This is a genomic window from Aquabacterium sp. (genome assembly GCF_041915145.1).
In the GTDB taxonomy this organism is placed as follows: Bacteria; Pseudomonadota; Gammaproteobacteria; order Burkholderiales; family Burkholderiaceae_C; genus Aquabacterium.
The window spans coordinates 1-12,167 of sequence record NZ_JAYSBZ010000010.1 but is presented as its reverse complement, the minus strand read 5'-3'; the positions used below and the strand labels follow the sequence as shown (position 1 = coordinate 12,167).

Here is a 12,167-nt window from a genome sequence, read left to right as displayed (position 1 = left end):
CCGCCTCAGTCGGACTGCCTGGGCATGTGCATCACGCGCTGCGGGAACGGGATGTCGATGCCCAGTTCGGTGAGCTTGCGCAGGATGGCGAGGTTGACGTCCGAGCGCACGCTCGTGTGCCCGCCCTCCAACGCGAGAATCCAGAACACCACGGTCAACTCGAGGCCGTCGGCGGCAAAGGCCGTCAGGTAAACGGCCGGCGGCGGATCCTGCAGCACGCGATCCACCGCCCGCACCACCTCGACCAGCCGAGCGCGCAGCGCCTCGATATCGGTGCCGTAGGCCACCTGCACCACGGTGGACAGCAGCAGGTTCGGGTCGGCCAGCGAGGCGTTTTCGATGCGCTGGGTGATGAGCATCTCGTTGGGCACGATGGACTCGCGCCCGCTCAGCGAGCGGATCTGCGTGTAGCGCGTCTTGATGTCGGTGATGCGGCCCTCGAAGTTGTCCACCTTGACGAGGTCGCCGATGCGCAGCGAGCGCTCGGCCAGGATCACGTAGCCGCTCACGTAGTTGGCCGCCAGCTTCTGCAAGCCGAAGCCCAGGCCCACGCCAACCGCGCCGCTGAGCACCGACAGCGCCGTGAGGTCGATGCCCACGGCCGACAGCGCGACGAGCAGGCCAATGAACATCAACCCGGCGCGCGTGGCGTTGGCGGCGATCTTGCGCATCGAGAGCTCGTCGCTGGTCGCGCCCTTGAGCAGCCGCGCCTCGATGGCCGACGACAGCCACAGCACCACCACCATCACGATGCCCGCGCTGAACGTGCCCTCGATCAGGTTGCGCACCGACACATGCGCGCTGCCGATCTTGAAGGCGACGTCGTCGAGCTCGTCGAGCACCAGCGGCAGCACGCCGGTGATCCACAAGACCACGCCCCCCCAGGCGAGCCACGAGATCGTTCGCTCGGTGGCGCGCATGAGCTGCGAACGCGGAAACACCGCCTGCAACACGCGCACGCACAACCGGATCAGCGCCAGCGACACCAGCACGGGCACCGCCAGCCGAAAGACTGCCATCGGCACCAGTCCGACGAGCGCGCGGCGCGCCACGAAGGCCAGCAGCAGGGCCAGCACCGGAAACAGCACGCCATCGACGATGCGCCGCCCGAACCAGATCGAACCCGACCGATCGGCTGCCCCTCGCAACGCGCGCGCCACGAGCCACGACAGCGCCAGACAGGCGGCCAGCACCCCGGCCTCGATCAGGGCGGAAGGCTTGAGCAGGTTGCCCAGCAGAGCTTGCAACTCGTCGGGGCTGATGGCGTGGTTCATGTCAATCTCGCGTCAACGCTTGCAGATGGGCCTCGACGCTGCGCGCCAGCGGCCCCAGGTTGTAGCCGCCCTCGAGGCACGACACGATGCGCCCCTGGCAATGCCGCCGGGCCACCTCGACCAGCCGCTGGGTGATCCATTCGTAATCGGCCTCGGTCAGGCCCAGCTCGGCCAGGCCATCGTCGCGGTGGGCGTCGAAGCCGGCCGAGATGAAGATCATCTCGGGCTTGAAGTTGTTGAGCACCGGCAGCCAGTGGGTTTCGATCTGCGCCCGCACCTCGATGCCGCGCGTGCGCGCCGGCAGCGCCAGGTTGTGCATGTTGGAGGCCGCAGGCGGCGTGCCGCTGTGAGGGTAGAGCGGGTGCTGGAACAGGCCGACCATGATGACGCGGTCGTCGCCGGCCAGGATGTCTTCGGTGCCGTTGCCGTGGTGCACGTCGAAGTCGATCACGGCCACGCGCTTGAGGCCGCGCACGTCGAGCGCGTAGCGGGCGGCGATGGCCACGTTGTTGAAGAAGCAAAAGCCCATGGCCTCGCGGCGCGTGGCGTGGTGACCGGGCGGGCGCACCGCGCAGAAGGCGTTGGTGACCTCGCCGTCGAGCACCGCGTCGGTGGCCGCCACGGCCGCGCCGGCCGCGTGCACGGCGGCCGACCAGCTGCCGGGGCAGACCCAGGTGTCGGGCTCGATGGCGCGCGTCTTGCCACTGGCGGCCACCTGCTGCATGAAATCGTGCAAATTGGCGATGTAGCCCTCTTCGTGGGCCAGCCGCACGCGGCGCAGGTCGATTGCCGGAGCCTCGCGGCGAATCAGCTTGGCGTTGAGCGCGGGCGACTCCTTGAGCATGTCCTCGATCGCCACCAGGCGCTCGGGGCATTCGGGGTGGCCGTCGCCCATGTCGTGATCCAGGCAGGCCGGATGGGTGAAGTAGCCGGTGGTGACCGCCCGATGACGCCGCGGTGAAAAGAAACGAGCCAGACCGAACATGGAGTCAAACCTGCGGACTCAAGTTATGCGAGAGCCAGCCGACACAGATCAAGCCTGATAAGGTATGAATCCATGACCACACCCTTGCATGCCTCTTTGTCGACCCTGATCGATCAGGTTAGCACGATCATCGTGGGCAAACGCCCGCAGATAGAGGACTCGATCACGTGTCTGTTGGCCGGCGGCCACTTGCTGATCGAAGACGTGCCGGGTGTCGGCAAGACGACCCTGGCGCACACGTTGGCCGCGTCGCTGGGGCTGCAATTCGCGCGGGTGCAGTTCACCGCCGACTTGCTGCCGTCCGACTTGACCGGCGTCACGGTTTACGAGCGGCCGAGCGAAGCCAACGGCGGTTCGGGCAGCGGGCGCTTCGTCTTCCACCCTGGCCCGGTCTTCACGCAGGTGCTGCTGGCCGACGAGATCAACCGCGCAGGGCCCAAGACGCAAAGCGCGCTGCTCGAAGCGATGGAAGAAAAGCAGGTGACCATCGAGGGCCAGTCGCATGCCCTGCCCGAGCCGTTCTTCGTGATCGCCACGCAGAACCCGAGCGACCAGCTCGGCACCTTTGCGCTGCCCGAGTCGCAACTCGACCGCTTCATGATGCGCGTCACGCTCGGCTACCCCGATACGTGGTCGGAGCGCCAGTTGCTCGCCGGGCGCGACCGGCGCGAGGCCGTTGCCGCGCTGAAGGCCGTGATGGCGCCCGAGCAACTGATGCAGGCGCAAGAAGCGGTGCGGCGCATCTTCGTGTCCGACGCCCTGCTCGACTACGTGCAGGCCGTGATCGCCGCCACGCGCAGCGGCCACTGGTTCACGCAGGGCCTGAGTCCGCGCGCCGGGCTGGCGCTACTCAACGCGGCACGCGCCCGTGCGCTGCTCAAGAAGCGCGAGCACGTCTCGCCCGACGACGTGCAGGCCGTGGCCGCCGCGGTGATCGCCCACCGTCTGGTACCGGTGGCCCAAGCCGGACGCGGCAGCGTCGAGCAGACCCAGGCCATGCTGGCAGCCATCGCGTTGCGCTGACCCGCCCGACGCCCCGCCGCCGCCTCGACCTCGCGCCATGCCGCGCCCCGCCACGCACCCTCATCCGCCCATGGGGCTGCGCGCGCGCTGGGAGCGCTACTGGCAAAGCCGCCACCCGCGCCGCGAGCGCAGCACGCTCACGCACCGCAATCTCTACATCCTGCCCACCCGGCCCGGCTGGCTGTTTGCCGTGACCTTGCTGGTGCTGCTCATTGCATCCATCAATTACCAGCTCAACCTCGGCTATCTGCTGACCTTTCTGCTGGCCGGTTGCGGGGCGGTGTCGATTCACATGACGCACGACGACCTGCGCGGGCTCAGCCTGCACCTGCGCCCCCCCGCATCGGTGCATGCCGGCGAAGCGCTCTGGATCGAAGTCGTGCTCGACAACCCCGACACCCGCCCGCGCTACGGCATCGGCCTGTACGCCGGGCTGCCCGCCGCAGGCCAGCAACGCCACGTCTGGACCGACGTGCCGGCCGGCAGCTCCAGCATCGTGCGCCTGGGCGTGACGGCCACGCGACGCGGCTGGGTCGAGCTGCCCCGGGTGACGGTGCTCACGCGCTATCCGTTCGGGCTGTTTCAAAGCTGGTCGCTGTGGTACCCGGCCGCCCGCGTGCTGGTCTATCCCCACCCCGAAACACCTGCCGCGCCGCTGCCACCCAGCACGTTCACGCCCAGCCCGCATCCGCACCGCGCCACCGTGGCGCAGGGCGAGCTCGACGGTGTGCGCGACTACCAACGCGGCGACGCGCTGCGCCAGATCGCCTGGAAGAAGTCGTCCCGCACGCTGGAGGCCACCGGCTCGCTGGTCAGCCGCGACCGCGATGCCCGCCAGCGTCCGCAGTGGTGGCTCGACTGGCAGCTGGCCGGCGGCCCTGGTGGCGAATCGGGCGAGGCGCGGTTGTCGCGCCTGACCGCCTGGGTCCTGCTGGCCGACCGCAGCGGCGCCGCCTACGGCCTGCGCCTGCCCCACGCCGAACTGCAGCCCGACTCGGGCGACGCGCACCGCCAGCGCTGCCTCGAAGCGCTGGCCCTGGCCCCCGAGGGGCGCTGACGCCATGCCGAAGCTCGCCCCGGCCCGCGCCCGCTTCAGCCACGTCAGCCGTGACAGCCGCGACACGCTGTTTCTGCTGGGCGTGGTGGCCTGGACGCTCGCGCCTCACGCCGCCCGCCTGCCGGGCTGGGCCGTGGCGTTCGGCGCCCTCGCCCTGCTGTGGCGCGCCTGGCTCGCCTGGACGGAAGGCCCGCTGCCCAACCGCTTCTGGCTCACGGCGGTGTTGCTCACCGCGCTGGGCCTGACCTTCGTGAGCCACGGCAGCCTGCTCGGCCAGGGGCCGGGCATCACGCTGGTGGTGTCGCTGACCGCGCTCAAGACGCTCGAACTGCGCGCGCGGCGCGACGCCTTCGTGGTGTTCTTCCTCGGCTTCTTCCTGATCCTGACGCAGTTCATGTATTCGCAGTCGCTGCTCACGGCGCTGGCCATGGTCGTGTCGATCTGGGGCTTGCTGACGGCGCTGGCCCTGGCGCACCTGCCCGCCGGTCGGCCGCCGCTGAGTCTGGCCGCCGGCCTGGCTGCCCGCGCCGCCGCCATCGGGTTGCCGATCATGGTGGTGCTGTTCATGCTCTTCCCGCGCATGGGGCCGCTGTGGGGACGCCCGGAAGACGCGCCGGGGCAGATGGGGCTGTCGGGCCACCTGAAGCTCGGGCAGGTGAGCGAGCTCGCGCAAGACGACTCCATCGCGATGCGCGTGCGCTTCGGCGGCGGCCCCGTGCCCAAACCCAGCTCGCTGTACTTTCGCGGGCCGGTGTTGGCCTTCACCGACGGCGTGCAGTGGCGCGAAGCCTCCACCGAGGAATGGCTGGCCCTGGCCCCCGCCGACCAGCCCATTCGCCTGGCCGGCGAGCCCGTGAACGTCGAGGTGACGATCGAGCCCTCGCGCATCAGCACCGTGGCGCTGCTGGAAGCCTCGCCCAGCCCGCCGCAGGTCAACGCCGTCAGCCCCTCGCTCGCAGTGGCACCACTGGGCCTGGGCTGGCGCGCCAACCAGCCCATCACCGACCGCGTGCGGCTCAGCACCCACGCCTGGACGCACTTTGCCCACGGCCCCACCCAGATCACCCCGGCGCTGCACACCTATCTCGACCTCCCCCCTGGCCGCCACGCCCGCGCCCGCGCCTGGGCGCTGGATCAGCTGCACCAGCTCGACCACCCCAGCGCCCGCGACGCCGCGCAGTTGCTGCTACAGCACATCCGCAGCGGCGGCTACAGCTACACGCTGGCGCCAGGCGCTTACGGCGAGAACGGCGCCGACGCCATCGACGAGTTCTGGCTCGACCGCAAGACCGGCTTTTGCGAACACTACGCGGCCAGCTTCGTGGTGCTGATGCGCGCCATGGGCGTGCCAGCCCGCATCGTCACCGGCTACCAGGGCGGAGAGTTGAACCCGGTGGACGGCTACTTCGTGGTGCGCAACCGCGATGCCCACGCCTGGGCCGAATACTGGCAGGCGGGCGAAGGCTGGGTGCGCGCCGACCCCACCGCCGCCGTGGCGCCCGATCGCATCGAGCACGGCCGCAGCCTGCGCCCGCTGCCGGGCTTCGTGGGCGGCGCCCTCGGGCGCGTCAACCCGGCCTGGGCCGACCACCTGCGAGCCTGGTGGGACGCCGCCAACAACCGCTGGAACCAGTGGGTGCTCAACTACTCGCAAGGCAAGCAGCTCGATTTGCTGCGCAAGCTGGGCATGAATTCGCCCGACTGGACGGACCTGGCCTACCTGCTCACCGGGCTGTTCAGCGGCATCAGCCTGCTGGCCGCCGCCTGGGCCTGGTGGGAGCGCCGTCAACACGACCCCTGGCTGCTGGCCTACGCCCGCATCGTTCGCACCCTGAACCGCGCCGGCGCCCAGGCCGCCGAAACCTGGCCCCCGCTCACCCTGGCCCACTATCTGCACGAACACCTCAACCTGACCGCCCAGCCGCTGATGCGGCTGCTGCGCGAGCTCGACGCCCAGCGCTACGGCGCGCCTTCGCGGCCCGGCAAGCAAAAGTTCGATACACGTCAGGCACGCGCCACCCTGCGCGCGGCGCGTATGCTTACCCAGACCGCAGCGTTCCAGGCTGCCTTCCGTGCCACCGAACCACCCCGCTCGCACGCCTGACGCCCGCTCGGCAAGGCCCGTGCGCGGCATCGCCCTCGATTGCTTCTGCCCATGACCACACCCTGCCTGCCTTCGCGCCTCGAGCCCTCTTGTTCGACCCACATCGGCGCCGCGCTATCGGCCGCTGGCGTGGCCGCGCTCATCGCGGCCCTGGCCGGCTGCGCCTCGTCGGTATCCCTCGATCCGACGACCCCCGTCGCCCCGGCACCCGACCGCGCGGCCGCCAGCGCCCCGGCCGTCAGCCAAGCCCCGAGTGCCCCCGGCGACGCCGCCAGCAGCCCCACCCCGGCAGACGAGCCCGGCAACGAACCGGTCGCCGCCGCCGTCACCAACGGCAGCGCGGCAGCCGCCACCCTGCCCCCCACCGCCGAACCCGGCAGCGTGCCCTACGCCGAGCGCGCCGATGTGCAAGCCTGGATCCACGACGTCGCCCAGCGCACCGAACTGCCGGTGACCTGGCTGCAGGCCGCCTTCGCCGAAGCGCGCTACCAGCCCGGCGTCGCGCGCCTCATCCTGCCCGCCCCCGCTGGCACGCCCAAGAACTGGACCGTCTACCGCGCCCGCTTCGTCGAACCCAAGCGCGTCAAGGCCGGCGTGGCCTTCTGGAACGACAACGAAGCCTGGCTCAAGCAGGCGCAGCGCGAATATGGCGTGCCGCCTGAAATCATCGTCGGGCTGCTCGGCGTCGAAACCATTTACGGGCGAGACATGGGCCGCTTTCGCATCCTCGATGCGCTCGTCACGCTGGGTTTCGACTTTCCGGCCAATGCCCCGCGCGACCGCAGTGCGTACTTCCGCAACGAGCTGGAGCAGTACTACCTGCTGTGCCGCGATATTCACGCCAACCCGCTCGAAATCAACAGCTCCTACGCCGGCGCGCTGGGTCTGCCGCAGTTCATGCCGAGTTCGTGGCGCAAATACGCGGTCGATTTTGACGGCGATGGCCGCATCGATTTGATCCACAGTCCGGCCGATGCCATCGGCAGCGTGGCGCACTATCTGGCCGAATTTGGCTGGACGCGCGACATGGCCAACTATTACTCGGTGCGCGCCCTGCCCCCGGCCAGCGCCAATCTCGACCACCTGCTGGCGCCCGATATCGTGCCGAGTTTCACCGCCGCCGAAATGCAGCAACTGGGTGTGCAACTCAGCGCATCAGGCCAGCACCACGAAGGGCTGCTGGCACTGGTCAAACTCGAAAATGGCGCCAACGCGCCCAACTATGTGGTGGGCACCGACAATTTCTACACCATCACGCGCTACAACCAATCCAGCCCATACGCGATGGCGGTTATTGAGCTGGGCAAGGCGGTGGCGCAGGCCCGGTAAATCAGGGCCACAAAACCCAATAAGCTGCGGCATATTCCTCATGCGGCAGCTTATTCCCCCCTCAGGCAGGGGTTTGCGTCAGCAAGTTGGCAAGCACAAATTGCACAGCCATTTGGGAAATCACTATAATTTCTCTGTATTCATCGGGTTTAATGGGGTGTACGATCCCATTCGGTCACATTCAGGTTCATTCAAATATCGATGAACCGCCGATATCCGATACTCCTGCCGCACGGCGTGCCCCCAATCATTACCTAGTCGTCTTGAGGAAACCCATGAGCTCATATCAAAGTCTGCTCGCACAAAAAGCCGCGCTCGAGAAGCAACAGGTCGAGCTTGAAAAGCAATTGCAAGACGCTCGCCGTGCCGAGCGTTCCGGCGTGATCAACCAGATCAAGTCGCTGATGGCCGAGCATGGCCTGACGATGGCAGATCTGGGTGGCAAGGTCGCGGGTAAGTCGGCCAATGCGGGCCGCAAGGTGGCCCCCAAGTACCGCAACCCGGCCACCGGCGAAACCTGGACAGGCCGCGGCCTGCAACCCAAGTGGGTGCAAGCCGCCGTGGCGTCGGGCAAGAAGCTCGAAGACTTCGCAATCTGAGCTTCGCGCTCCATTGCAATCAAGCCGGCCCCGTGCCGGCTTTTTTATTTATTTCGCCTGCTCGGCCGGCACCGCAGCCAAGTCTCCCGCCACGGCCCACACCATCCGCTCGGGTTTGATATAGCGCCGCAGGGCTTCGTTGACCTGAGCCAGGGTCACCTTGTCGATGGCGGCATCAACGCGCGCCGATTCGGCATACGTGCGGCCCAGATGCAGGTTTTGCACCAGCCCGGCAGCCAAGCGCGGGTCTTGCGCCCGAGCCAGGCGCCGGAAACTCAGCAGGCTGCGTTTGCCGGCATTCAATTCCTGCAACGTGAACCCTTGCGCCAGGGCACGAGCGATTTCATCGCGCATGGCCTTCTCGACCCGCTCGCGGTTTTGCGGCGCAAATATCGCCGACGCCAGCCAAGTGGAATGCGCGTCGAACGGATTCCACTGCACCGAGCTTTCCACGCTGTACGACAGGCCTTCCTTTTCGCGCACGCGGTTCCACAGGCGCGAATCGCCGCCAGCGCCCAGCAGATGGTTGGCGAGCATCAGCGGCACGTAGTCTTCATCGCGGTCGGTCAGCGGCAAGGGCAACGTGATCGACAACGTGGCGTTTTGCTTGTCCGGCGTGCGAAATTCAAGCCGGGTGCCCGCCACGGCGACGAGCGGATCGGGCACCCGCGTGTAGGCCGCCGCGCTGCTCCAGAGGCCAAAGGCGGCCTCCAGCGCCTGGCGGGTCTGCACTTCGTCGAGATCGCCCACGGCACCGAACTGCGCGTAGTTGGCGCCGTAGAAGCGGGCATGAAACTCCTTCACCCGCTCGATGGTCACGGCCTTCAGGTCGGCGCCGATTTCGTCGAAGCTGCGGGCATAGCGCACGTCGCCCGCCGGATAGGGGTTGCCGTAGCGGCCCAGCGCGTTGTCCACGATGGCCTCGGGCTCCTTGCGCTGCTGCTCCAGGGTGGACAGCGACTGGCGCCGCACTTCTTCGAGCACGGCCGGCGGCAAGGCGGGCTGGCGCAGCATGTCGCCGATCAGCGCCAAGGCTTGCGCAAAATATTCGCGCCGCGAGGTGATGTTGAGGGTGACACCGCCCGGCTGGCTGCTCACCGCCACCTCGGTGCGCAAGGCGTCGAGCTGGTCCTGCACCGCCTCGCGGTCGAGCGTGGCCGTGCCCTTGTCGAGCAGGGCCGCCAGCATGGCCGGGGCATCACCCCAGCCGGCTAGCGATTTCTCGTCGCCGAAGCGCAGCGTCAGGCTGGCGTGCACCGCCGCGCCGCGCGTGGGTTTGGACAGCAAGGCCACCTTCATGCCGTTCGACAGCGCAAAGGTGCGGGTGCGGGCATCAATGTTCGCGGGCGAGGTATCAAAGGTTTCCGCCGGCGCCGACGCCGCCTGCCCCTGGTAGTTCTTGAACATCGCGGCCACGTCGGGCCGTGCCGGCAGCGGCGCGCGCTCGGGCGACTCGGTCGGCTGGTATTCGCCGAAGGTGCGGTTGGCCGGTCGCAGATAGGCCTGTGCCACGCGCTGCACGTCTTCGAGCTTGAGGTCGCGCACGCGGTCGCGCGTCAAAAAGAACAGGCGCCAGTCGCCCTGGGCCACCACCTCCGACAGGGCCACGCCCACGCGCTGCGGGTCGGCAAAGGCCAGGTCCCAGCTCTTGAGCCACTTGGCTTTGGCGCGTTCCAGCTCGCGCTGGGTGATCGGCTCGGTCTGGATCGACTCGAGCGTGGCCAGCAGCGCCTCGCGGGTCGCCTGGCTGTCCTGCTTGGCGCCCAGCTCCGCGCCGAACAGCATGAACCCCGGCTCGTAGAGCCCTTCGGTGAACGAGAACACCGACGCCGCCAGATGCTGCTCGGTCAGACGCTTGTGCAGGCGGCCCGATGGCGTGTCGGCCAGGATCACCCCCAGCGCCTTGATCGCGGCGTAATCGGGGTCGGCCGCCGCCGGCACGTGGTAGCCGACAAACAGCAACGGCACGCCGCCCACGCGACGCAGCATCAGGCTGCGTTCGCCATCCTGCACGGGCTCCTGGGTGTATTGACGCGGCAGCGCGCGGGCCGGCTTCGGGATCGGGCCGAAGAACTCGCGCACCCAGCCCAGCACCTGGGCGGGCTCGAACTTGCCCGACACGATCAGCGTGGCGTTGTCGGGCTGATAGTAGGTGCGGTAGAAGGCCTGCAGACGCGTGATGTCGACACCCTCGACGTCGGAGCGCGCGCCGATGGTGGCCTTGCCGTAGTTGTGCCAGTGGTACATGGCCGCCACGGTCTTTTCGAACAAGACGTTCTGCGGGTCGTTCTCGCCCATCTCCATCTCATTGCGCACCACCGTCATCTCGCTGTCGAGATCGCGCTTGGCGATGAAGCTGTGCACCATCGCATCGGCCTGCCAGGCCAGGTACCACTTGAGGTTGTCGTTGTTGGCGGCGAAGCTGGCGAAGTAGTTGGTGCGGTCGTACCAGGTGCTGCCATTGGCACGCAGGCCGCGCTGGTTGAATTCGGACCACACCTGCGGATGCTTGGGCGAACCCTTGAACAGCAGGTGCTCCAGCAAGTGCGCCATGCCCGTCTCGCCGTAGTTCTCGAAACGCGAGCCGACGCGGTAGGTCACGTTCACCGTGGTGGTGGGTTTGCTGGCATCCGGGATCAGCAGCACCTGCAACCCATTGGGCAGACGGTACTCGGTGATGCCCTCCACCGACGCCATCGGCGACAGCCCTGCCGCGCCAACCGGCGCCGCCGGACGTTGCAGCGCGGGCGCCCGGGCTGCGGTCGCCGGAGCTGGCGCGCCAGCCGCCGCTACCCCCGCCCCCAGCGCCCCCCCGAACTCACAGCCCCACCCCAACACCAGCGGGCCAACCACCCATGCAAACCGTTGAATCGAATTCATAAGCCCCTTACCCATCTGCGCATGCGCGCCCCAGCGACAAGCGGGCGAGTTTAGGGTACCCATTCATTCGCGGGGTTTTGCGCCTCGTGAGCCGCAAACCGAGAACTGGGTCACGACTCGTAGGCACCCTCCCGCTCTCGTTACATTCTGAAAAGATGTAATCTCCGTTTACAGATACCTAGCGTGGAGACACAACATGAAGTCGATCATTGCCACCCACAAGCCCGCCCCCAAGATGCTGGACGCGCTGGACTTTGAACCCGTGGACGTCGAAGAGGCCAAGAAGGCTCTCGACCGCGAGGGCCTGATCGGCAACCTCGCGCCCACCCGGTCGCAGATGCAGTCGTCGAAGCCGGAGGTGATGCGGCAGGCGCCGGCGCGCCAGGAGCTGCCCACCGGCACCGTGCGCTGGGCGCTGACGCTGCCCACCGAGAACCGCCCGCTGTTCATCCTGACCCACTACCCGAAGATCGCCAACAAGCTGGCCGAGATCTGGTCGGACCGCGCCAGCGTGCAGGCCTATTTCGACGAGCTGATGCTCGACCACCGCGGTGACCGCGCCGGCTTCCCGCAGGAGGCGTTCAACGACCTGATGCGCTTGCAGCAACTGCTGCTGCCGGCCAGCGTGACCTTGGCCGAGATGGATTTTGAAGCGGAACCAGAGCCCTCGTTGCCCGAAGATTCACCCCTGGCGCGCCTGATGGCCCGCCTGGGTGCCTCGCCAACCGCCGGCAAGTCCAACGCCTGAGCGCTGTCCGCCCCAACAAAAAGGCCGCTTGTTCAGCGGCCTTTTTTTTGGTTCATCGAAGAATTCCGTGGGCAGCTGAGAGCCGTTCTTTATGCTGATGCCGGTAACGGCAGAAGCGGGAGGACGGGATGCTGGATCACAAGACGCTGCAGGCGCTGGGCTGCTGGA

Annotated in this window: 9 protein-coding genes; 6 read left to right on the top strand and 3 right to left on the bottom strand. The window is 67.9% G+C overall.

Translation table 11 applies throughout. The annotated features are described in order from the left end of the window. Window positions 1-5: 5 nt before the first annotated feature. Window positions 6-1,274 (bottom strand): mechanosensitive ion channel domain-containing protein, encoded by a 1,269-nt coding sequence (locus ACE3SS_RS03270; protein WP_374591321.1) that lies wholly within the window; start codon window positions 1,272-1,274, stop codon window positions 6-8. A gap of 1 nt (window position 1,275) precedes the next feature. Continuing rightward, the gene (locus ACE3SS_RS03265; RefSeq protein WP_374591318.1) at window positions 1,276-2,259 is read right to left on the bottom strand and encodes a histone deacetylase family protein; all 984 of its coding nucleotides are present in this window, start codon (window positions 2,257-2,259) and stop codon (window positions 1,276-1,278) included. 72 nt (window positions 2,260-2,331) lie between these two features. Between ACE3SS_RS03265 and ACE3SS_RS03260 the strand changes: the two genes are divergently transcribed. From ACE3SS_RS03260 to ACE3SS_RS03240, 5 genes are all read left to right on the top strand, one after another. Beyond that, a complete protein-coding gene (locus tag ACE3SS_RS03260) occupies window positions 2,332-3,282 on the top strand; it encodes an AAA family ATPase (RefSeq protein WP_374591314.1) in 951 nt (316 codons plus the stop codon). A gap of 37 nt (window positions 3,283-3,319) precedes the next feature. Next, entirely contained in the window at window positions 3,320-4,339 is a 1,020-nt protein-coding gene (locus ACE3SS_RS03255; RefSeq protein WP_374591311.1) for a DUF58 domain-containing protein, read from the top strand. Window positions 4,340-4,343: 4 nt separating this feature from the next. Further along, entirely contained in the window at window positions 4,344-6,443 is a 2,100-nt protein-coding gene (locus ACE3SS_RS03250; protein WP_374591308.1) for a transglutaminaseTgpA domain-containing protein, read from the top strand. A 51-nt stretch (window positions 6,444-6,494) separates the two neighbouring features. Next, the gene (gene mltB / locus ACE3SS_RS03245) at window positions 6,495-7,772 is read left to right on the top strand and encodes a lytic murein transglycosylase B (protein ID WP_374591305.1); all 1,278 of its coding nucleotides are present in this window, start codon (window positions 6,495-6,497) and stop codon (window positions 7,770-7,772) included. 275 nt (window positions 7,773-8,047) lie between these two features. Next, window positions 8,048-8,371, top strand: coding sequence for an H-NS family nucleoid-associated regulatory protein (locus ACE3SS_RS03240; RefSeq protein ID WP_374591302.1), 324 nt, complete (start codon window positions 8,048-8,050; stop codon window positions 8,369-8,371). A gap of 48 nt (window positions 8,372-8,419) precedes the next feature. Here the strand turns inward: ACE3SS_RS03240 and ACE3SS_RS03235 are convergent, their stop codons facing one another. Beyond that, a complete protein-coding gene (locus ACE3SS_RS03235) occupies window positions 8,420-11,251 on the bottom strand; it encodes a M16 family metallopeptidase (protein WP_374591299.1) in 2,832 nt (943 codons plus the stop codon). A 196-nt stretch (window positions 11,252-11,447) separates the two neighbouring features. Here ACE3SS_RS03235 and ACE3SS_RS03230 point away from each other — a divergent pair, with 196 nt between their 5' ends. Beyond that, window positions 11,448-11,999: a hypothetical protein gene (locus ACE3SS_RS03230; RefSeq protein ID WP_374591297.1), complete on the top strand. Its 552-nt coding sequence runs from the start codon at window positions 11,448-11,450 to the stop codon at window positions 11,997-11,999. Window positions 12,000-12,167 lie beyond the last annotated feature (168 nt).

Coding starts and splice junctions, on each gene's coding strand:
- ACE3SS_RS03235 (WP_374591299.1), bottom strand. CDS start 11,251: ATGAATTCGATTCAACGGTTTGCATGGGTGGTTGGCCCGCTGGTGTTG.
- ACE3SS_RS03240 (WP_374591302.1), top strand. CDS start 8,048: ATGAGCTCATATCAAAGTCTGCTCGCACAAAAAGCCGCGCTCGAGAAG.
- ACE3SS_RS03255 (WP_374591311.1), top strand. CDS start 3,320: ATGCCGCGCCCCGCCACGCACCCTCATCCGCCCATGGGGCTGCGCGCG.
- ACE3SS_RS03230 (WP_374591297.1), top strand. CDS start 11,448: ATGAAGTCGATCATTGCCACCCACAAGCCCGCCCCCAAGATGCTGGAC.
- ACE3SS_RS03265 (WP_374591318.1), bottom strand. CDS start 2,259: ATGTTCGGTCTGGCTCGTTTCTTTTCACCGCGGCGTCATCGGGCGGTC.
- ACE3SS_RS03250 (WP_374591308.1), top strand. CDS start 4,344: ATGCCGAAGCTCGCCCCGGCCCGCGCCCGCTTCAGCCACGTCAGCCGT.
- mltB (WP_374591305.1), top strand. CDS start 6,495: ATGACCACACCCTGCCTGCCTTCGCGCCTCGAGCCCTCTTGTTCGACC.
- ACE3SS_RS03260 (WP_374591314.1), top strand. CDS start 2,332: ATGACCACACCCTTGCATGCCTCTTTGTCGACCCTGATCGATCAGGTT.
- ACE3SS_RS03270 (WP_374591321.1), bottom strand. CDS start 1,274: ATGAACCACGCCATCAGCCCCGACGAGTTGCAAGCTCTGCTGGGCAAC.